Genomic DNA, 19,974 nt, shown 5'->3' on the forward strand with positions numbered 1-19,974 from the left:
CGCCCCGCTCGCTCTTTGGTTGGGAGCATGGGCGCGCCGTCTGATTAAGTAAAATTTATTATCTTTACGCAATTCATAAAACAAGATAACCACCCCTGCATGCGGAACCTCACACTTCGCCAATTGCGCGCCGTCCAAGCCGTCAGCCGCCTGGGCACGATCGCCGCCGCCGCACGTCAGCTCAGCCTGACGGCACCAGCTGTAACCATACAGGTAAAACAGATCGAGGACGATGTCGGATTGGCATTGTTCGACCGCACCAGCGAGGGCATGCGGCTGACGGTGGCCGGCAAGGCTGTCCTGGCCTCGGCGACGGCGATCGAGACGACGCTGCGCAGCCTCGCGGAAGAAATCGACTCGATCAAGGGCGTGCGGAGCGGGACGATCAATCTCGGCGTCGTCTCCACGGCCAAATACTTCGCGCCGAGACTCATCGCCGCGTTTCGCGGCGCCTATCCGAAGATCGAAGTCAAGCTCAAGGTCGGCAACCGCCACGACATCGTTTCCGGACTGAAGGACTACAAGCTTGATCTGGCCTTGATGGGACGAGCGCCGACGGAGTTTCCGGTCGACGCCGTGTGTTTCGGCGACCATCCGCTGGTGATCATCGCCGATCCCGCCCATCCGCTTGCCGGCGAACGCGACATCGAGCCCGAGCGACTTTTGGCCGAGACGATCATCATCCGCGAACCGGGCTCGGGGACGCGCCTTGCCCTCGAAGGGCTCTTCATCAACGATCTCGACCGGTTGCAGGCCTGCAGCGTGGAAATGGGCTCCAACGAGACGATCAAGCAGGCGGTGATGGCCGGGCTCGGCATCGCCTTCATCTCGGCCCACACCATCGCCTTCGAGGTCGAGATGGGCCGCTTGAGGGTGCTCGACGTGCGGCAGATGCCGATCCGACGCAAGTGGTATGCGGTCTGCCGGCAGGAGCGCATTCCGGCGCCGGCCGAACGCGCCTTCAAGGCGTTTCTGCTCGAACGCGGAGCCACCCATCTGCCGCTCGTCGAGCAACTCTATCCCGCCGGCGCGATGCACGGCGCGCCCGAGAGCGGAATGCGATGAACCGGAACTGCCATTTCGCTCTCAGTCTTTGTTGAGCCGCATGATGTGACCCGAAAAGTCATGCAACGTTTCGGCATTATGCCCTGGACGGCGCCGGTCGGTCTTAAGCGACGAAGGCCGGCGGATCGATCAGCCGCGCCTGCCGGAGCGCCGCCAGATCCGCCGAGCCGGTACAGAAGCAGGCGATCCGCAGCTCTTGGATCACCCCGGTGAAATGCGCAACGACGGCCTCTGCCGACTGGTCGGCAGCCGCGAGCGAGGCGGCCGCCTGCCCGGCAATGTCGGCGCCGAGCCGGATGGCTCTTGCAACCTCGAGACCGGTCTTCAGGCCGCCGGAGCCGATCACCGTGGTCTGCGGACAGGCCGCCCGCACCCCGGCGATCGCCCGCGCCGTCGGGATCCCCCAATCGGCGAAGGTCATCGCGGTCCGCTTCAAGGCGGCATTTTCCGCGCGCGCTGCCTCGACCGCGGCCCAGCTCGTCCCGCCGGCGCCGGCAACGTCGATCACCGAGACGCCTTCCTCGACCAGCCGGCGGGCGAGCCCGGCGGAAATCCCGGCGCCAACTTCCTTGACCACCACGGGGAGCGGCAGGTCGCGCGCGAGGGCGCCAATGCGCGTCAGAATGCCCCGCCAATCGGTGTCGCCGCCGGCCTGCACCGCCTCCTGCAACGGATTGAGATGGACGATCACCGCATCGGCGTCGATCATCTCGACCGCCCGTGAAATTTCCGCCCGGCCGTAGCCGAGGCGAAGCTGTGCGGCGCCGACATTGGCCAGAATCGGGACCGACGGCGCCCGTTGCCGCAGTGTGCGATCAAGGCCGCCGCTCGCCCGGCCTTCGATGGCGATCCGCTGTGAACCGACGGCAAGCGCGATTTTGAGCGCCTCGGCCGCCTCGGCAAGATGCGCGTTGATCCGGCCGGCGCGCGCCGGACCGCCGGTCATCGACGAAATCAGCAGCGGCGCCGCGAGCGTTCGGCCGACAAAATCCGTTGCAAGGTCGATCTCGGACAGCGCCAATTCCGGCAAGGCGCAATGCTCGAAACGGATGTCTTCGAGCCCCGTGAAAACGCCTTTGCGTGGAATGTCGACGGCGGTGTTCAAGACGATGTCGATGTGATCGCTCTTGCGCTCCGCAATATCTTTGGCCGGGCCGCAATCAGATGGGTTGCTCATGGTCTGTCCGTCATAGGCCAGAGGGTCGGATCGTCGCATTGGCGACTTCGCCCCTGCCGGAAGTCTGCGATCTCGCTATTGTCCTTGGCGAAATCCTTTGCAACGATACCTGATGTTGCACCGGCCCGCACAGGACACGCGCAACGGGGCGAAATGTGAGTCGAAATCGATGACCGTCGGCAGGTTTTCCATCCGGCAGACTGTTCCATGTGGGGCGCGGTGCGCTCGCGCTTTCGCCGCTGCCGGGCATGCCGCGAATGACGTTTGGCCGCAAGTCGCGGGGCGCTCGTGCACCACCAAGATCAGCTCACAGGGGCCCGCGCGATGACCCCGGATTTGAAACGTGGCCTTTCGCTCCGGCGCCAAATGATCGATGAGCGGCTGCGCCGCCTGGTTCCCCGCGCCTTGCCCGGCCAGACGCAGCTCGACGAGGCGATCGCCGCCAGCGTTCTGGCGCCCGGCAAACGCCTGCGCCCGATGATGACCGCGATGATCGCGACCGATCTTGGCGGCGACGTCGCCACGGCGATCGACGCCGGCTGCGCGATCGAGATGGTGCACGCCGCTTCGCTCACCCTCGACGACCTGCCCTCGATGGACGACGCGACGCTCCGCCGCGGCCGGCCGGCGGTGCATGCAGCCTATGGCGAGGACGTCGCCGTGCTGGCGGCGATCGCCGCCCTTTCCGGCGCGTTCGAAACGCTCGCCAAACTCTCTGGCGCGAGCGACGTGGTGCGCGCCCAATGTGTGGTGATTCTCACCCGGGCGGTCGGCGTCGCCGGCCTCGTTGCCGGCCAGTTCGCCGATCTGCGCGATGGCGCGCACGCCCGCGACGTGACCGACATCGCCACCACCAACAGCCTGAAGACAGGCTCGTTGTTTTCGGCCGCCGTCGAAATCGGCGCGGTGGTCGCCGGTGCCGATCAAGCCGCGCGCCTGAAGCTGCGTAGCTTCGCCGCCGAACTCGGCCACGCCTTTCAGCTGCTCGACGATCTCCTCGACAACGACACCCATGAGGGCCTCACCGGCAAGGATGTCGGCAAGGATGTCGGCAAATCCACCATCGGTTCGGTGATCGGCAGCGACTCCGTCGTCGATCGGATCAGGGCCCATGTCGCCGAGGCGCACCGTACACTCGATCAGGTCGTCGGCCCGGAGAGCTTGATGCATGGCTGCGTCGACCTCATCTTCGAACAGGCACTGCCGGCGGCCGATCCGCTGCTGGCCAGCCAGGCATGATCGCCGCCGCGGCCTTCTTGGCAGAACGCCCCGCAGCGCGCATTCTGCACCAGCGCTTCGGGCGATGGGAGTGAGACGTGACGCCGCTTGAATATCTCGGCCTTGCCATCGTCGCGATCGCCGTGTTCCTGATTATGGAAGGCGTCGCCTGGGCGGCCCACAAATACATCATGCACGGCTTCGGCTGGGGCTGGCACAAGTCCCATCACGAGGACACCGAGGGGATTTTCGAGAAGAACGACCTCTATGCGGCGGTGTTCTCGGTGCTTGCCATCGTTCTGTTCGCCGTCGCCTCGCAAGGGCATCCGCTGATCGGCGCGATCGCCATCGGCGTGACGCTCTACGGCGCCTTCTATTTCATCGTTCATGACGGGCTGGTTCACCAACGCTGGCCGTTCCGCAACATTCCCCACCGCGGCTATGCCAAGCGCCTCGTCCAGGCCCACCGCCTGCACCACGCGGTGGAGGGCAAGGATGGCTGCGTGTCCTTCGGCTTTCTCTACGCCCCGCCGGTGGAAAAACTCTCGGCCGAGCTGCGCCAGCGCGGCACCGTCGCGGCGGAAAAGCGTGGGCGCAGCGCCAGCCCGGTGAATAAAGCACCGACAATCCATTGAAGCAAAAGACGAAGCAAAGTCGGTAAGGCCAGCCTATCGCGGCCGCGTCCAAAGTTCCGGCGGACGCGGCGCCGACGGACCAAGGCGGCTCGATGCGACCTTCGCTGCCCCCTGGCCGACATGGCGAAGCTTCGCCAAGGTGCCGGTCGAAACACGGTCGCCATACGCCGCGGCGCCGGCGGATTTGAGCTCCATGCCGATCTGACGATAGACGCCGTGAGCGGTCGCGACCGCCCAGGCGGAACGCGGCGGCAGTGCCGACAGCCCGACAAGCGCCGAACGGTAATAAGGCTCGGCACAATCGACCAGCCTGATCGCCAGCGCTCCGACGGCTCGCCGGCGCGTGGGATCGCTGAGATCCGAAGGCTTCAGCTTAGCCTCATCGAGCCACACCGCCGGCAGATAGACGCGGCCGGCCCCGGCATCTTCGACGATATCGCGGGCGATGTTGGTCAGCTGGAAGCCCAGGCCGAGATCGCAGGCCCGATCGAGCGTCGCCTCACCATCGGCGCCCATCACCCGCGCCATCATCACGCCGACCACGCCGGCGACATGGTAGCAATAAGCGAGCGTCTCCTCGATCGTCTCGTAAAGCCGCCCCTCCACATCCATCCGGTAACCGGCGAGATGATCAAGAAGCAGCTGCGGCGACAGATCATGCCGGGCCACGACATCGGCAATCGACAGGAAGCTCGGATGCAGCGCCCGCTCGCCGGCAAGGGCGCGCATCGTGTCGGCCTCGATCCGGTCGAGCCGTTCGCGGGCCTTGGCCGCGCAATCGGCCGGCGCACGAGCAAAGCCAAGGATCTGTCCATCAACCGCATCGTCACAATGGCGGCACCAGGCGTAGAGCATCATCGCACTGCGGCGCGTTTCCGGCGCAAACAGCTTCGCCGCCGCCGCAAAGCTCTTCGAGCCCTTGGCAATCGTCTCTTCAGCATGCGCGGCAAGGTCGTCGCGCGCAATACCTTCGATCGGTAACGGCAAGGGTTCTGAGGCAGACGACATCTGTTCAGCCCACACCATCCGCGATCATCAGCCCGGCCGTCGCCTTCGCCGAACCGACGACCCCCGGGACACCCGCGCCCGGATGAGTGCCGGCCCCGACGAAATAGAGATTGGCGATCTTGTCGTCCCGGTTATGGGGACGAAACCAGGCGCTCTGGGTCAGCACCGGATCGAGGGAAAAGGCCGATCCGAGATGCGAATTCAATTCGTCGCGAAAATCAATCGGCGTAAAAATCCGGCAGGTCACAAGGTCGGCGCGCAGGCCGGGAATGTAGCGCTGTTCGAGATAATCGAGGATGCGGTCGCGATAGCGCGGTCCCTCGCTCTGCCAGTCGATCTCGGCATGGCCGAGATGGGGAACCGGCGAGAGCACATAGAACGCCCCTGCCCCCGCCGGCGCCAGCGACGGATCGGTAACACAGGGATTGTGCAGGTAAAGCGAGAAATCGCCCGGCAGGTCGCTGCCGTTGAAGATCTCGGAAATCAGTTCACGATAGCGCGCGCCAAAACAGACCGTGTGATGGCGGATGTCGGGCCGATGGGTCTTGAGGCCGAAATAGATGACGAAGAGAGACATGGAAAAGCGCTTCTTCTTCAATCGCCTCGCTTCGGATGCTCCACGATCGCTAGACCCGAGCAGGCCGCCATAGGTGTGAACGACATCAGCGTTCGATGCGACCATGTCGGCGGCGAACCGCCGTCCGTCCTTGAGCCGCACGGCACGCGCCCGGCCGCCCGCCATTTCGATCTCGGCGACCTCGGCCGACAGCTCGATCCGCCCGCCGATGTCGGTGAAAAGACGCACCAGACCGCGAACCAGCGCGCCGGTGCCGCCCTTGGCGAACCAGACGCCCCACTGGCGCTCCAGAGCGTGAATGAGGGCGTAGATGGAGGAGGTCGCGAACGGGTTGCCGCCGACCAGCAACGAATGGAAGGAAAAGGTCTGGCGCAGCTGCTCGTCGCGAAGGAATTCGCCGACCTTTGAATAAACGCTCCGCCAAGCTTGCAGGCGGGCAAGTTGCGGCCCGGCGCGGATCATGTCCCGGAAAGAGAGGAACGGCACGGTGCCGAGCTTCTCATAGCCCTCGCGAAACACCTCGCGGGAATAGGCAAGGAACCGGCGATAGCCGTCAACATCCGCCGGCTCGAAAGCTTCGATCTGGCGGTCGAGTTTGGCCTGGTCGTTGACATAGTCGAAAAAGCGACCGTCCTCCCAGCAGAGGCGATAAAACGGCGAGACCGGCAAGAGCGTCACGTAGTCCGCCATCTTGCGCCCTGCCGCGGCAAACAGCTCGTCGAGGGCCGTCGGATCGGTGATCACCGTCGGCCCAGCATCGAAGACGTAGCCGGCGTCTTCGTAGACATAGGCCCGCCCGCCCGGCTTGTCGCGCTTCTCGACAAGCACCGTCTGGATGCCGGCGGCCTGCAGGCGGATCGCCAAGGCGATACCGCCGAAGCCGGCGCCGATGACTACCGCCTGGCGTTGCTTGGCATCGATGTCGAGCGCCGCGCTCATGCAAGTTCTCCGGTCAGGCGATGGCGAGCGAGAACGCGGATCGCGTTGCCGAATGGAACGGGCGGTTTGCCGGTGAGAATGCGCAGCTTGTCGCGCGTCTTCAGCCGGGCCGCGTAGAATCGGGCGACCAGCGGCGCGTCGAGCCGGTAGAAATGTTCGAGGATGCGATAGCGCTGGGAGGCATCGCCAGCGAAATAGAGCAGCCGGTTGAGCATTCGGAAGAAGCCCCGCGCCTTCCAGGTCGCGATCGAATGGGCGCGGGTTTCGGCGAACAGCGTGGCCGCCGAATGATCGCGAAGCGCGGCGAGACGGTCGGCAAGCTTGACCGCATCGGGCAGCGAATAGCCGGTGGTCGGATGAAACAGCCCGGCTGCGAGCCCCGAGGCCGCCACCCCTTGCTTATCGGCCCAGAACGCCGCGATGTCGCCATCGATCGCGATCGGAAGAATGCCCTCCTCCTCACGCAGGATCTCCGCCGCCTGCCAGCCATGGGCCGCGACATAGGCGGCAATCGAAGCGGCCAGGCGCGCGCGATCGAGATCAGCGCCATCGGCATAGTAGGTGTCCTCGATCAACAGGCGCGTGGCGGTGAGCGGCAGTAGATAGACGAAGCGATAGCCGTCCGACTGTGGCACCGTGGCGTCCATGATCACCGGTCGCGCGACGCCATGGGGCGCCGTCATCGCGATTTCCTGGCCGAGGAATTTCTGGAAACCGAGGCGCATATGCGGGCTCTCGGCATGGCCCCGCCCATCAATAACCGCGCCGGCCGTGACGGGCGGGCCGGCCTCGAATTCGAGCGCCGTCGGTGTGACGGCGCGGACAAAAGCCTTGCAGTGAATGCGACCGGCGAGCCGGGAGGCCAGAACCTCACGAAACCGCTCCGAGGTCACGCTGCAATAGCCCGTGCCGAGATGCTTCCGGCGATTTGGAAAGCGCACCTCGTTGTCGTCCCAGGCGTAGCTGATGAACGGCTGCATCCAGGCGTGTTCGGCAGCGGTGAGATCGCCGGCGTGAAAAGACCAGGTGTGGTTGCCACCGAGAGCCGGCCCGGCCTCGAAGATCGCGATCGTCAGATCGGGCCGGGCCTGCGCCAGCCGCCAGGCGATCAGCCCGTTGGCAAGACCGCCACCGACGAAGGCGATGTCGAGCCCATCCCGTTCGACCATTCGCCCTGCGCCTTTCCGTTCAAGTCGCCACCACCGCCGCTTCGATCAGATCGGCTGCCCGCGCCACGCCGCCGGGGGCCTCGATATCGCGACCGATCGCACGCGCATTTCGTGCATAGCTAGCCTCGCTTAGCAACCGCTCAAGGCAAGCGGCAATCGCGCGCACCGTCGCATGGCGCGGGGACAGCCTCAGGCCGACCTCGTGATGGACGATCCGCGCGGCGATCCCCGGCTGATCGAAGGCCATCGGAATCGCCAGCATGGGTGTCGCTGCTTCGAGGGCGTCGAGAACCGTATTCATCCCGGCATGGGTCACGCAGAGATCGGCCTCATGCAGCATCGCGCGCTGGGGCAGAAAGTCGGTGACGAATGCGGCGTCAATTGTCTTGGCCTGTGCCGGGCTCAGCCGGCCGCAATGGGCGACGACGCAATCGGCGCCGATCCAGCGGCAGGCCGCCGCGATCTTGCGGAACAGCCCCGCCCGGTGACCCTGCAGCGTGCCGAAAGAGGCAAAGACCAGTTGGCGATCGAAGGCTCGGCGCAGCGGCAGCGGCGCGGCCGAGCCAGCCACAGTCCGGATCGGCCCGACGGCGTGGCGGATCGGCGATGGCGGGCGGGGAAAGTCGAAGCTTTCGGTGAGTTGGCTGATCTGGCACCGCGGCGACAGACAATCGGAGAGGCTCTCCAGCCGCCCCAGCCCGAACCGACTGGCCCATTTGGCGATCACCCGCCGCTGCTCGGCAAGCAGCCATCGCGCGATCATCACGCCGCCGCGATTGCGCTTCAGCCCCGCCTCGCTCGAATCATAGGGCCAGGACAGGAACGGCAGCGGCACGCTCGGATCATCATGCACCGGCAGCGCGGCGGCAAGCGAGATCTGCGGCAGGCGCAGGTGGCGGGCGAGCAGCCCCGCCGCCGGCTCCATCTGGTCGCCGATCACCGCCTCGACACCGAGCGAGCGCAATAGCGCCGGGCCACCGCGGCAAAATTCGTCGGTGAGCTTGGCAGCATCATGCACCGTCCGCAGCACCGACAGCGGCCCGCCGCCGCCGGCTGCGCGTGCGGTCAGGCGCGCGAGCGCACGCGGCGAGCGCACGCCGACGGTCTGAACGCTCATTCCCACTGTGTCGCCGCCCACCATCGGGCCGGCCCCGGCATTGACGACGAGGTGCAGGCGGTGTCCGCGCCGGAAAAGTTCAGCCCCGAGGGCCTCGAACAGCCGGAGGTGACTGTAATAGGGCGGGCAAAGCAGCGCGAAACAGGTCATCGCCGCGCCCTCACGCCCGGCAGAGCGCCTCGCCTCATCCGCTCTGGCGGGCAAGCCGCGCGGCGCGGCGGGCGCGGGCTTCGTCGATGCTGTCGAGCTTGACCTCCGGCAGCTTGGTGCGCCAGTCGGTGCCGGCGATCGTCACCACCCGGTTGCCGCGAAAATCGCGATCCGCCTTGATCAGCCCGCGCTCGTCCATGAAGGAGAGCAAAAACCGGCCGCGCGACGGCGAATGGCTGCCATAGGCCCGCGCCAGCGCGTCGTCCGAAGGACATTCGGCCTCGTCGCGGGCGGCCCGGGCGAGCATCATGAAAACGCCCTGCATCTCCTCCGGCAACTCGCTGGCCCGCTCGATCACCGCTTGCCATTCCGGGTCGTCGGTCTCTTCGCCGATGCCCGCCCGTGCCAGCGACAGGCGCCGGCGAAACACCGTCATATCCGTCGCCGCGCCGGAGATCCGCTTCAGGCGGCAATGGGTGAGAAACTCCTGATAGAGCACCGGCACCGGGCGGAAGGCCGCTTCCGGATCCTCCAGCATCTCGGCGAAGATCGCGTCGACGGCCGCCGAGCGCTCTTCGGTGGATCGCGGGTCGTCCTCTTCGACGGGCTCGCTGATCGACGGGCTCTGGCTGACCCGTTCGAGAATCGCTCGGGTCGGCACCACAGGGCTCGCCGCTTCGGGTCGCGGCTGAGCCGCGGGCGGCGGCGGAAAACCGGGAACGCCCCGTCGGGCCTGACGCCGCTCGGCGTCTTCTTCCTCGGGGCTCTTGGTGAAGACGAGGTCGGCCAAATCCTCGGGCGCCAATTGCGGCAAGGGGGCGAGCGTCGGGCGACCGGCCTTGGAGCGGGTCTCGGTCGGGCCGATCCGCACCTGCTCGGGGCGGCGATAGAGCGCCGGGCCGAGGGCGACGAATTCGCCGGTGTTGAGATCGCGGAACCGCTCGGCGGCGCGCCGGTCCATGCCGAGAAGATCGGCAGCCCGGGCCATGTCGATATCGAGGAAGGTGCGGCCCATCAGGAAATTGGAGGCCTCCGCCGCGACATTCTTGGCGAGCTTAGCCAGGCGCTGGGTGGCGATGACGCCGGCGAGGCCACGTTTGCGGCCCCGGCACATCAGATTGGTCATCGCCCCGAGCGAGGCCTTGCGCGCCTCTTCCGAATATTCGCCGGACATCGACGGCGCGAAGAGATGCGCCTCGTCGACGGCGATCAGCATCGGAAACCAGAAGGCGCGATCGGCATCGAACAGGCCGTTCAGAAAGGCCGCCGAGCAATGCATCTGCACTTCGGCGTCGAGCCCTTCCAGATCGAGAACGACCGAAGCCCGATGCTGGCGAATGCGATTGGCGATGCGCGTCAACTCGGCGGGCGTGCGATTGGCATCGACCACGACGTGACCATAGCGCTCGGCAAGCGTGACGAAATCGCCTTCTGGATCGATGATCGCCTGCTGGACGTGACCGGCGCTGCGTTCGAGCAGCCGGCGCAGCAGATGCGATTTGCCCGACCCGGAATTGCCCTGGACGAGCAGCCGCGTCGACAAAAGCTCTTCCAGATCGAGTTCCGCGGGCTCGCCGTTGCGGGTCGTGCCGAGATCGACGGCGACAGTCATCCTCTGCCTTTCGATGGGGTTCAGATTTGTGGAGACAGGCCATTCCCGAAGCGGACGCGCCACGTTCTGACCATAACCTATCACGGCGAGTTCGCCGAAGGGCGAGGTAGCCTTGCCCTTTCCACAGAATCGCAGAGTCGACGATCTATCGCCACGCTCAGCCCACCAAAATCACCCGGCAATCATTGACGTTGGTGTGGGTCGGGCCGGGCTGCAAAAGATCGCCGATCGCCTGAAAGAAGCCGGTCGAATCGTTGTTCGCAAGAGCCTGTTCGGGATCGAGACCGGCCGCACGGGCGCGCTCGAGCGTCGAGGGCAGGACGAAGGCACCAGCGGGATCGGTGGCAAGACCGGTGCCGCCGTCGGTGCCGTCGGTATCACCGGAGACCGCGATGATACCGTCCGCGCCATCCAGCGCGACGGCGAGCGCCAAAGCATATTCCTGGTTCGGACCGCCCTGCCCGTTGCCCCTGATCGTCACGGTGAGTTCACCGCCGGACAGGATGGCGAGCTTGTCGCCCCTCGCCTTCGCATCGAGCGCCAGTCGGGCATGGGCCGCAGCCACCTCGCGCGCTTCGCCTTCGACGTCGCCGCCGAGATTCTCGACCCGGTAACCGGCCTCGCTCGCCGCGCATTCGGCAGCGGCCAGCGCCTCGGCCGGCGTCGCGACGATTGTGAAGGGGGCACCTTCAAAGGCCGCGTCGCCGGGCTTCGGACTTTCGTTTGCGGGATCGTTCAGCGCCTTCTCGCAGCTCTCCGGCAAAGCGATCGCGCGCTTCGAAATGATCGCCCTGGCATCGGCGAGAGTCGAGGCGTCGGGCACCGTCGGACCAGAGGCGATGACGCTCGGGTCGTCGCCGGGCACGTCGGAAATCGCCAGCGTTACCAGCCGTGCGCCGTCGCGCCGCGCCGCCGCGGCCAGCCGTCCGCCTTTGATCTGTGACAGATGCTTGCGCACGCAGTTGATTTCGTCGATGCCAGCGCCGCTGCGCAGCAGGGCCTTGGTGACCGCCTGCTTGTCGGCGAGGCTGACGCCTCCGGCCGGCGCCAGCCAGTTCGCCGAGCCGCCGCCGGAAATCAGCGCGAGGACGAGATCGTCAGCTCCCGCCTCGGCGGCCAGCGCCAGCACGTCCTTCGTCGCCGCCAGCCCGGCTTCGTTCGGCAGCGGATGTCCAGCCTCGACGACGCGGATCGGCTCCGCCGGCAGCGCATAGCCATCGCGGGTGACCGCGATGCCGGTGATGCGGCCGGCATCCAGCCCGAGCGCGCCGCAATAATGCTCGACGGCAGCATTCGCCATCGATGCGGCCGCCTTGCCAGCCGCCAAGACGATGATCCGGCCGACCGGCGGCTCCGGCAGATATCTGGCGAGGATCGCCCGCGGATGGGCCGCTTCCACGCAAGCTTTGAAAATCGTCTCCAGCCGACGCACCGCCTGTTTTTCGTCCATCGTTCCTCAAATCCTCCCGATTTATTGCTCGCCGGACAGCGACTCCCCCGGGCCATCAAGCACTTATCGCATGGCAACAACGCAATGGGCCGTTCAGAGTGCCCGAGACGCGATACGAACCGGGGCTCCGTCATGTTCCAAGACTTTGACGCCGTCGATCTGGCTCGCTTCCAGTTCGCCGTCACCGTTTCCTTTCACATCATCGGTCCCGCTTTTACCATCGGTCCCGCAGCGTAACGCACTAAGCCCGAAAGCTTGTGGCCTGAGACCGGCAAGCCCGTCTACAGCATCGGCCCAAAAATCGGAATCAGATTTCGGAAAGCACGATGCGTCGATTCAAAGGGTGAGAGCGACCTTTCTGCGTCCGAAAGGACGCAGGGCGACCTAGTGGTCAGATTCGGACATTTGATCCCGTGCTGTGGAAACCGCTCAGCACATGTCGGAATCGAAAAGACCACGAGCCAAGGTTATGATCCTCGTCGATTTTTCGAATTTGACATTTCATTCAACAGACGATCCCAACTGGGATTCAAATATCAAATTCAATCCACTACATGGACACATTTCGCGATTGGATGAAAATCTTCGCCGGTCCCGTCGGCATGCGCGTCATCTCCGGTATCGTCATGCGCCACCAGTTTGGCACGAACGAGTCGGCGCTTTCGATAACGATGTGGGTGGCCATCATCGTTGACCTTTTCTGTCAACGCGCGGCATTTTCCTGTTGTGCTTCGTCGGCCTCGAGATCAACGTCGGGCCGACCAACCTTCCGCCCGACGTGACGATCTGGCGGGCGGCGGGGCGGATTCGAGCCTCCTCGTCCGGCTGGTCGGCACGGCGGTGCGGATCTCGACTGTTCACATCGATATAGGCGTTGCCGACCGAATCGTCCGTGGCAAAAAACGCAAGGAGAATGCGACCCGTGCCCCCTGAAGACGTCCGAGACCGAACCGCCGAACGCCCGCCTTGGGAGCGGATTTTGTGGCTCGTCATCCTGTGTCTGACCGGAATCGGCATCTTCGGTGCCGTCGTCATCGCGCTGCGGCTGATCCTGATCGGGTGATTCGGCGGCGCTGGCCCAACGGCCCGCTCATGTCGGTCGCACGAAAGCCGCCCGCTCCGCTTCGCAGGCAGCGCGCACCGAACAGCCCTCGAGATGGTCGTTGACGAAGCCCATCGACTGCATGAAGGCGTAGACCGTCGTCGGGCCGACGAAGCTGAACCCCTCGCGTTTCAAGGCCTTGGACAGCCTGGTCGAGGCCGCGCTCTGCGGCGTTGCCCGCACGAACGCTGCGGTCACGACGGCCGGGCGTTCCTCTGCCCCAGGCTCGAAAGCCCACAAAAACGCCGCGAGCGAACGGCCGCGATCGCGCAGGCGCTGGGCCTGGCGTGCATTGTTGATCGCCGAAGCGATCTTGCCGCGATGGCGGATGATGCCGGCATTCAACACCAAACGATCGACGTCGGCATCGCCCATGCGCGCGACGCGCTCGATCGAAAAGCCATCAAAAGCCGCACGAAACGCCTCCCGCTTGCGCAGGATCGTCAGCCAGGACAGCCCCGCCTGAAAGCCTTCCAGACAGAGCTTCTCAAACAGACGATCGTCGTCGGCCGCCGGCCGCCCCCATTCCCCATCGTGATAGCGGCGATAGAGTGGGTCGGCGCCATGCCAGGCGCAACCGACGGCGCCGTCGGGCCGGCGCACCAGGCCTTCGGGGAGACCATTTTCATCACTCAAAGCTTGGGTCATCATGGCAACGAGTGATGGCAGGTCGACGCCGGCGTCGCAAGCGGCTGCAGCGGCTGCGTCTCAGGCGTCGGTCAAGCGGCGAGAGCTGCAACGATAGCGTTTCAGCGACCACTTCGGCCGCGCCCGCATGTAGTTCGCAGCGGCCGCTTGGCCGAACAGGGCGCATTGCATGATCGAGCCGTCGAAAGCGACGTTTTCCCTATGGCAATCGGTAGGGTTGGAATTCAGGCACAACAGCAAGGTCAGGGCGATCATCGATCCACTCCGTCGATGGAACCGCGCCTCCCACGCAGCAAGGTTAAAGGTCGCTCGCCACCCAGCCCCGCTGCCCACGATCAGGCGTATTTCCCCGCGACGCACGCCTCCCCGTCCCCTTGGGCGTGTCTCATTAATGTGATGCCGAGCCAGGCAGACCAGCGATCATCCCAGTCTCAACCGACGCGAAGCGAGGCTAGCAAACAGGCCACCCGGCAACAATGCCTAACTCTTGCACATATTTTTTATTTGACCACTTCTTTATCATGCAGGCTTGGCAAATGGAAACTGCACCGCCTTCGACCAACGCCACGCTTCAACGTCGACCGCAGCAGCGAGCCCGGCGCAACCGGACGTTAACCCTATAAAGCGGTTTCGAAACAGCGTTACCGCACCCTGCCGCAAGGTTAACCAAACGCTTGGGCTTTCGCGCGAGCTTCATTGTGAGATGCGGCGCCGTGATCGGCGCCCGAAGCACATTTGAGGAGAGACCGATGCTTAGACGCGTGGCCTTCACCGCCCTGGCTCTGACCGCGGGCCTTGCCGCCCTGGGCAGCGGTGCTTCCGCTGAAGATCGCGGAGCCTGGCGACCCGAGGTGCGGATTGCGGCCGAGACCCGCACCCCCTGGCTGATCGAATTTGGCGACCCGAGCGGCGTCGTTCTCGGCGCCCGCACGCCGGACAGTGGCACCGCCATTCGCAGCGCCACCCTCGAAACGCGCATAGCGGCCCCTGCCCGCGTGCGCGCCATCGACCCGCATCACGCAATCGACCCGAAGTTCCTGCCACAGACGGTCGCTTATCGTGGCCGTGAAAAGCCGGGCACGATCATCATCAATTCCGACGCGCATTTTCTTTATCTGGTCGGCCCGAACGGCACGGCCCGGCGCTATGGCGTCGGCACCGGCAAGCCAGGATTTGGCTGGCGCGGCATCCACCAGATCAGCCGCAAGGCCGAGTGGCCGGGCTGGACACCACCAGCGCAGATGATCGCCCGCGAACGCGCCAAGGGCCGCATTCTGCCCGTCCATATGCCCGGCGGCATTCAGAACCCGCTCGGCGCCCGCGCCATGTATCTCGGCTCGACGCTGTTTCGGATCCACGGCACCAATCAACCCTGGACGATCGGTCAAGCGGTTTCGTCGGGCTGCATCCGGATGCGAAACCAGGATGTCGTCGACCTCTATGACCGTGTCAAACTCGGCACGCGCGTCGTCGTGCGCTGAGGCAAACCATAAAACATCACGAACTTGTGACCGCACAGGCCATCAACGGCTGGATCGATCAGAGAACCAGACCGTTCGAAATATGGCAAAATCTTGATCCGATGATGGCCCGACTGGCTCAATATTGGGCGGAACCGCCCTCGCTAACCGACCCGGCGCAAATGACCGGGCGGTTCAACAACAACAACAACATCCTGCGTGAATGCGGGCTCATGGCTGGAGATCGAAACTCATGCGATCGATGAACAAACTCGTCCTTGGCGCGGCCGTCGCGGGGATGGTGGCCGGCGTTGCCAACCAGGCATCGGCCGAAATGGTTCAACGTTATAACTACGCGACCTTCTCGTTCGAGACCGTCGACACCGACGCGATTGCGCAGAAGCGCAATCTGATGAGCAAGCGCCCGGCGCCGCAGTTCATGCGCACCGAAGTGCGCCTGAGGACCGCGGAGAAGGCGGGGACCATCATCGTCGATTCCAGCAAGCGCTACCTCTATTACGTCGAGGGCAACGGCATGGCGACCCGCTACGGCGTCGGCGTCGGCCGCGAAGGCTTCGGCTGGTCAGGCGTGATGAAGGTCGGCCGCAAGGCCGAATGGCCGGGCTGGACGCCGCCGGCGCGCATGATCGTTCGCGAGCGCAACAACGGCCACATCATTCCGGACTACATGGCAGGCGGCCCCAACAATCCGCTCGGCGCCCGCGCGATGTATCTCTACCGCGACGGCCACGACTCGATGTTCCGCATTCACGGCACCAACCAACCCTGGACGATCGGCCAGCGCATGTCGTCCGGCTGCATCCGGATGATGAACCAGGATGTCGAGCATCTTTACGGCCGCGTCCCGGTGGGCTCCAAGGTGATCGTCATCGGCCCGAACGCCACCAATTCGAGCCAATATTACGCCGATCTCGGACCGGCCGAGAAGCCGAACCTCCTGCAGGCGATTTTCGGCGGCTAAGCTGACGTCTGTGCACCGAACGACAGTTGCGCCTGTCGGCCAGTCTGGGGCCAGCGGGCGCTTTTCTACAGCATCGGCCCGAAAATCGGTATCGATTTTCGGCAAAGCACGATGCGGCGATTTAAGAGCTTAGCGACCTTTCTGCGTCCGATAGGACGCAGGGCGCATCTAGAGCGGAATGCGATAAACTGGAATCGCCATTCCGCTCTAAGCCATTGTTTTGCCGCATGATGTGACCCGAAAAGTCATGCAACTTTTCGGCACCATGCTCTAGACCAGCGCTGTTGCCCGGATTTTCCCTCATCGTGCCTTTCGGAAAGCTGGAGCCGCACAGCCTTCTGCGTGAAAAGATTGACGAATCCCTGCAGCTGGAGAGGCTTTGTTAACCATACATTGAGGTTTTGTGCCCGATAACGAGCGTGAACAGCCGGAAGACCGGCACGTTTGCAGGAGTTTTCGGATGAGCCTTGCACGTTTCGCAGTCGTCGGAGTGGCGGCCGTCGCCGCCGTCGGCGCCGGACTGCTGGCGATGAATCTCAGTGAAAACAAGCCGCAAGAGCCGGTGATCATCACCACCGCGCCGGCGCAGCCGCCCATCCGCCTGGTCGACGTTCTCGTCACCAAGACCGCCGTGCCGATGGGCAATCTGGTCAGCGGCCATCTGGGTTGGCAGAAATGGCCCGAAGACGGCGTCGGTCCTGATCTCATTCTCAAGTCGAACAAGCCGAACGCTGTCGACTCGTTTGCCGGCGCGATCGCCAAGCAATCGTTCTTTGCCGGCGAGCCGGTGCGCGAGTCCAAGCTGATCCGCCCCGATCACGGCTTCATGTCGGCAATCCTCGATGAGGGCAAGCGGGCCGTCGCCGTGCGCATTTCGGCGGACACCGCGGCGGGCGGATTCATTCTTCCCAACGACCATGTCGACGTCATCATGACCCGCCGGGTCGACACCTCCGATGGTCCGGGCGGGGTGGGGCAGCGACAGCGCACCACGACCGAGACAGTGCTGAAGAATCTCCGGGTTCTCGCCATCGATCAGTCGGTGCAGGAAAAGGACGGCGAGAAGGTGGTGCTCGGCCAGACGGCGACGCTTGAGGTGACCCCGCAACAGGCCGAGGCGTTGACCGCCGCCCAGCAGATGGCTGACCGGCTGGTTCTGTCGCTGCGTGCGTTGGCCGATTCCGTGCCCGGCTCGCCCGGTTATGCGCGCTTCCTGCTCGAACAGAAACAGGCCGATCCTAACAAGATCCGCGTCGTTCGATACGGCCGGATCGACGACGTGACCACGACGCAGTGAGGGTAAAACCGATGTCGTTCCTCTTTCGCTCGAACCGCCTGCGCCCCGCCGTCTTGCGTCCGTTGCTGCGCCCCATTCTGGTTGCCGTCACCGCGATCGCGACGACCTTGAGCCCGGTCATGCCGATGGCGTCCGCTTCCGCCGAGCAGACGGTGATCCAAGTGCGCCAGGGACATCAGACGATCCGCCTTGGTCTTAACAAGTCGAAGGTGATCGTTCTTTCGCGGGATGCGCACGATATTCTGGTTGCCAATCCGGCGGTTGCGGACGCGGTGACCCGTGACGCGCGCCGGATCTATATTTTCGGCAAGAAGATCGGCCAGACCAATATCGTCGTTTTCGATCAATCGGGCGGCCAGATCGCCTCGATCGATCTGGAGATCGAGCGCGATATCACCGGCCTGGAAGCCTCGATCCAAAAATATATCCCGACCTCCGACGTCAAGGTCGAGATGCTCAACGACAACGTCGTCCTGACCGGCTCGGTCGAGACTCCCCAGGACGCGGCGAAGGTCGAGCAGCTTGCCAACATCTTCGTCACCGGCGGCGAGGGCACGACCGGTCAATATATCCAGTCGGCCTCGGCGACGGGCAGCGGCACCGGCAGCGGCGCCGATGTCGCCTTTGCCCAGGAACAGCGGCGCAAGAGCCAGATCGTCAATCTCCTGACCATCGCCGGCCAGGACCAGGTGACGCTGAAGGTCACCGTCGCGGAGATCCAGCGCTCGATCGTCAAGCAGCTCGGCCTCAACGGCAGCCTGTCGTCGGCGATCGATGGCGTCAGTTTCGGCGTAATGGGCGACAATCCCTTCGGTCTCGGCAAGGCTCTGTCCGGCAGTGGCGGCGGGATCGCCGGAACCATCGGCAACACTTCGCTCGATTCCGAAATCTCGGCGCTGGAGCAGGCCGGGGTGATGCGCACCCTCGCCGAGCCGAGTCTGACGGCGATCTCCGGCGAGAAGGCGAGCTTCAAGGTCGGTGGCAGTTTCTCAACGGCATCCGGCAAGACCGAAACACCGGAGAAACGCACGCCGATCTTGAACAATGCCGGCAATATCGTCGGCTATGATACCACGCCTGCCACCGTGACCTACGACCATAAGGACATCGACTACGGCATTGGGCTCGATTTCACCCCCGTCGTGCTGTCGGCCGGCCGGATCAATCTGAAAATCCGCACCAGCGTCTCGGAGCCGACTTTCGAAAGCCCGTTCAACATTCCGAAAGGCGTTGCCCCCGGCATCAATCTGATCGGTCTGCGCAAGCGCCTCGCCGATACCACCGTCGAGCTTCCGTCGGGTGGATCGCTGGTGATCGCCGGTCTGGTGCGCGACGAAGTCCGACAGGTTCTCTCCGGATTGCCGGGGCTGTCCAAGCTGCCGGTGCTCGGCTCGCTGTTTCGCAGCCGCGATTTCCAGCGCTACGAGACCGAACTGGTGGTGATCGTGACGCCCTATCTGGTGCGGCCGGTCGCCCGGCAGGCGCTGGCGCGGCCCGACGACAATTTCAACGTCTCCAGCGATGGCTCGGCGGACTTCCTCGGTCGTCTCAACCGCATCTATGGGCACATGGAAACCGATCTGCCGCCTGGCCGATATCACGGTGTCGTCGGCTTCATCTACAAGTGAGCGCACGGGGATATTGATCATGACGACGCAGACTCTTCTTCCCCGCCGCATCGCGGGCGTCAGGCCGGCGCTCGCTGGCGCCGCGCTCGCGTTGCTGGCGGGTTGTGCCAACGTTCATCACGTCGAGGTCGGCGCGATCCCGGACGACTATCGCACCCGCCATCCGATCATTGTCTCCCAGGCCGAGACGGCGATCGATATTCCGGTGACCACGTCGCAGGATCGCCTGACGCTGTCGAGCCGCAGCCGGGTGCGGGAATTTGCCCAGGAATTTCGCGTCCAGAAGATCGACACGATGCGGGTTCTCGTGCCCTACGGCTCGGTCAATGAGCGGGCCGCCGAAGCCGTCTCGCGGGATGTCGTCAAGACCTTGCGCCAGTATCATGTCGGCCGAGGCCAGATCATCATCTCGCCCTATTCGGCAGTCGGTGATACCGGGCCGACGCCGATCCGGCTCGCCTATTCGACGCTCGTCGCCAAGACCGGGCCTTGTGGGCGTTGGCCGGAAGACCTCGCCGACACGTCGGAGAACAAGAACTACTTCAATTTCGGCTGTGCCAGTCAGCAGAACCTGGCGGCGCAGATCGCCGATCCGCGCGATCTTCTCGCTCCGCGCGGCATTGATCCTTCGGATCCGGAGCGCCGCACCACGGTCATCGACAAGTACCGCAACGGTGAAAACACCAGCGCGGCAGAGCAGGACGCCCTGTCCAACTACGATTGGTAATGGAAGAGAAGTC

At 64.6% G+C, this 19,974-nt stretch carries 18 protein-coding genes; 9 read left to right on the forward strand and 9 right to left on the reverse strand.

What is annotated here, in order from left to right; genetic code table 11:
- Positions 1 to 99: 99 nt before the first annotated feature.
- Complete coding sequence (locus tag J1C48_RS13830; RefSeq protein ID WP_207258532.1) at positions 100 to 1,065, forward strand: LysR family transcriptional regulator; 966 nt, start codon at positions 100 to 102, stop codon at positions 1,063 to 1,065.
- A 103-nt stretch (positions 1,066 to 1,168) separates the two neighbouring features.
- Here J1C48_RS13830 and fni read toward each other — a convergent pair whose 3' ends face one another.
- Positions 1,169 to 2,242, reverse strand: a complete 1,074-nt coding sequence (gene fni, locus J1C48_RS13835) for a type 2 isopentenyl-diphosphate Delta-isomerase (RefSeq protein ID WP_207258535.1) — start codon at positions 2,240 to 2,242, stop codon at positions 1,169 to 1,171.
- A gap of 324 nt (positions 2,243 to 2,566) precedes the next feature.
- Here fni and J1C48_RS13840 point away from each other — a divergent pair, with 324 nt between their 5' ends.
- Both J1C48_RS13840 and J1C48_RS13845 read left to right on the forward strand, forming a co-directional pair.
- Positions 2,567 to 3,481: a polyprenyl synthetase family protein gene (locus J1C48_RS13840; RefSeq protein WP_207258538.1), complete on the forward strand. Its 915-nt coding sequence runs from the start codon at positions 2,567 to 2,569 to the stop codon at positions 3,479 to 3,481.
- Between the two features lie 77 nt (positions 3,482 to 3,558).
- On the forward strand, positions 3,559 to 4,095 hold the full coding sequence (locus tag J1C48_RS13845) for a sterol desaturase family protein (RefSeq protein ID WP_231081795.1): 537 nt from the start codon (positions 3,559 to 3,561) through the stop codon (positions 4,093 to 4,095).
- A 33-nt stretch (positions 4,096 to 4,128) separates the two neighbouring features.
- Here the strand turns inward: J1C48_RS13845 and J1C48_RS13850 are convergent, their stop codons facing one another.
- The 6 genes from J1C48_RS13850 to J1C48_RS13875 all read right to left on the reverse strand — a co-directional run bounded on the left by J1C48_RS13850 (position 4,129) and on the right by J1C48_RS13875 (position 12,117).
- Entirely contained in the window at positions 4,129 to 5,103 is a 975-nt protein-coding gene (locus J1C48_RS13850; protein WP_207258540.1) for a phytoene/squalene synthase family protein, read from the reverse strand.
- A gap of 4 nt (positions 5,104 to 5,107) precedes the next feature.
- A complete protein-coding gene (locus J1C48_RS13855) occupies positions 5,108 to 6,619 on the reverse strand; it encodes a phytoene desaturase (RefSeq protein WP_207258543.1) in 1,512 nt (503 codons plus the stop codon).
- Complete coding sequence (gene crtY, locus J1C48_RS13860; protein ID WP_207258545.1) at positions 6,616 to 7,788, reverse strand: lycopene beta-cyclase CrtY; 1,173 nt, start codon at positions 7,786 to 7,788, stop codon at positions 6,616 to 6,618. Before crtY ends, J1C48_RS13855 begins: the two co-directional genes overlap by 4 nt.
- A gap of 19 nt (positions 7,789 to 7,807) precedes the next feature.
- Positions 7,808 to 9,055, reverse strand: coding sequence for a nucleotide disphospho-sugar-binding domain-containing protein (locus J1C48_RS13865; protein WP_207258548.1), 1,248 nt, complete (start codon positions 9,053 to 9,055; stop codon positions 7,808 to 7,810).
- 34 nt (positions 9,056 to 9,089) lie between these two features.
- Positions 9,090 to 10,667, reverse strand: a complete 1,578-nt coding sequence (locus J1C48_RS13870) for an ATP-binding protein (protein ID WP_207258551.1) — start codon at positions 10,665 to 10,667, stop codon at positions 9,090 to 9,092.
- 157 nt (positions 10,668 to 10,824) lie between these two features.
- On the reverse strand, positions 10,825 to 12,117 hold the full coding sequence (locus tag J1C48_RS13875; protein ID WP_207258554.1) for a glycerate kinase type-2 family protein: 1,293 nt from the start codon (positions 12,115 to 12,117) through the stop codon (positions 10,825 to 10,827).
- 922 nt (positions 12,118 to 13,039) lie between these two features.
- On the opposite strand from J1C48_RS13875, the gene J1C48_RS13880 reads away from it, so the two are divergent.
- Positions 13,040 to 13,180 (forward strand): hypothetical protein, encoded by a 141-nt coding sequence (locus tag J1C48_RS13880; RefSeq protein WP_207258557.1) that lies wholly within the window; start codon positions 13,040 to 13,042, stop codon positions 13,178 to 13,180.
- Between the two features lie 27 nt (positions 13,181 to 13,207).
- Here J1C48_RS13880 and J1C48_RS13885 read toward each other — a convergent pair whose 3' ends face one another.
- Both J1C48_RS13885 and J1C48_RS13890 read right to left on the reverse strand, forming a co-directional pair.
- Entirely contained in the window at positions 13,208 to 13,855 is a 648-nt protein-coding gene (locus J1C48_RS13885) for a DNA-3-methyladenine glycosylase I (protein WP_231081796.1), read from the reverse strand.
- A gap of 72 nt (positions 13,856 to 13,927) precedes the next feature.
- On the reverse strand, positions 13,928 to 14,122 hold the full coding sequence (locus tag J1C48_RS13890) for a hypothetical protein (RefSeq protein ID WP_207258559.1): 195 nt from the start codon (positions 14,120 to 14,122) through the stop codon (positions 13,928 to 13,930).
- A 494-nt stretch (positions 14,123 to 14,616) separates the two neighbouring features.
- Here J1C48_RS13890 and J1C48_RS13895 point away from each other — a divergent pair, with 494 nt between their 5' ends.
- From J1C48_RS13895 to J1C48_RS13915, 5 genes are all read left to right on the forward strand, one after another.
- Complete coding sequence (locus tag J1C48_RS13895; RefSeq protein ID WP_207258560.1) at positions 14,617 to 15,348, forward strand: L,D-transpeptidase; 732 nt, start codon at positions 14,617 to 14,619, stop codon at positions 15,346 to 15,348.
- Positions 15,349 to 15,589: 241 nt separating this feature from the next.
- Positions 15,590 to 16,309: a L,D-transpeptidase gene (locus tag J1C48_RS13900; RefSeq protein WP_207258562.1), complete on the forward strand. Its 720-nt coding sequence runs from the start codon at positions 15,590 to 15,592 to the stop codon at positions 16,307 to 16,309.
- A 460-nt stretch (positions 16,310 to 16,769) separates the two neighbouring features.
- Positions 16,770 to 17,606 (forward strand): Flp pilus assembly protein CpaB, encoded by an 837-nt coding sequence (gene cpaB / locus J1C48_RS13905; protein WP_207258563.1) that lies wholly within the window; start codon positions 16,770 to 16,772, stop codon positions 17,604 to 17,606.
- Between the two features lie 11 nt (positions 17,607 to 17,617).
- Positions 17,618 to 19,234 (forward strand): type II and III secretion system protein family protein, encoded by a 1,617-nt coding sequence (locus J1C48_RS13910; RefSeq protein WP_207258565.1) that lies wholly within the window; start codon positions 17,618 to 17,620, stop codon positions 19,232 to 19,234.
- Positions 19,235 to 19,253: 19 nt separating this feature from the next.
- Positions 19,254 to 19,961, forward strand: coding sequence for a CpaD family pilus assembly protein (locus tag J1C48_RS13915; protein ID WP_207258567.1), 708 nt, complete (start codon positions 19,254 to 19,256; stop codon positions 19,959 to 19,961).
- Positions 19,962 to 19,974 lie beyond the last annotated feature (13 nt).

Source organism: Jiella flava (assembly GCF_017349315.1).
Classification (GTDB): Bacteria; Pseudomonadota; Alphaproteobacteria; order Rhizobiales; family Rhizobiaceae; genus Jiella; species Jiella flava.

Bases quoted from the DNA above. Each gene is read 5' to 3' on its own strand.
- J1C48_RS13830 (WP_207258532.1), top strand. From the start codon at position 100: ATGCGGAACCTCACACTTCGCCAATTGCGCGCCGTCCAAGCCGTCAGC.
- fni (WP_207258535.1), bottom strand. From the start codon at position 2,242: ATGAGCAACCCATCTGATTGCGGCCCGGCCAAAGATATTGCGGAGCGC.
- J1C48_RS13840 (WP_207258538.1), top strand. From the start codon at position 2,567: ATGACCCCGGATTTGAAACGTGGCCTTTCGCTCCGGCGCCAAATGATC.
- J1C48_RS13850 (WP_207258540.1), bottom strand. From the start codon at position 5,103: ATGTCGTCTGCCTCAGAACCCTTGCCGTTACCGATCGAAGGTATTGCG.
- J1C48_RS13855 (WP_207258543.1), bottom strand. From the start codon at position 6,619: ATGAGCGCGGCGCTCGACATCGATGCCAAGCAACGCCAGGCGGTAGTC.
- crtY (WP_207258545.1), bottom strand. From the start codon at position 7,788: ATGGTCGAACGGGATGGGCTCGACATCGCCTTCGTCGGTGGCGGTCTT.
- J1C48_RS13865 (WP_207258548.1), bottom strand. From the start codon at position 9,055: ATGACCTGTTTCGCGCTGCTTTGCCCGCCCTATTACAGTCACCTCCGG.
- J1C48_RS13870 (WP_207258551.1), bottom strand. From the start codon at position 10,667: ATGACTGTCGCCGTCGATCTCGGCACGACCCGCAACGGCGAGCCCGCG.
- J1C48_RS13875 (WP_207258554.1), bottom strand. From the start codon at position 12,117: ATGGACGAAAAACAGGCGGTGCGTCGGCTGGAGACGATTTTCAAAGCT.
- J1C48_RS13890 (WP_207258559.1), bottom strand. From the start codon at position 14,122: ATGATCGCCCTGACCTTGCTGTTGTGCCTGAATTCCAACCCTACCGAT.
- J1C48_RS13895 (WP_207258560.1), top strand. From the start codon at position 14,617: ATGCTTAGACGCGTGGCCTTCACCGCCCTGGCTCTGACCGCGGGCCTT.
- J1C48_RS13900 (WP_207258562.1), top strand. From the start codon at position 15,590: ATGAACAAACTCGTCCTTGGCGCGGCCGTCGCGGGGATGGTGGCCGGC.
- cpaB (WP_207258563.1), top strand. From the start codon at position 16,770: ATGAGCCTTGCACGTTTCGCAGTCGTCGGAGTGGCGGCCGTCGCCGCC.
- J1C48_RS13910 (WP_207258565.1), top strand. From the start codon at position 17,618: ATGTCGTTCCTCTTTCGCTCGAACCGCCTGCGCCCCGCCGTCTTGCGT.
- J1C48_RS13915 (WP_207258567.1), top strand. From the start codon at position 19,254: ATGACGACGCAGACTCTTCTTCCCCGCCGCATCGCGGGCGTCAGGCCG.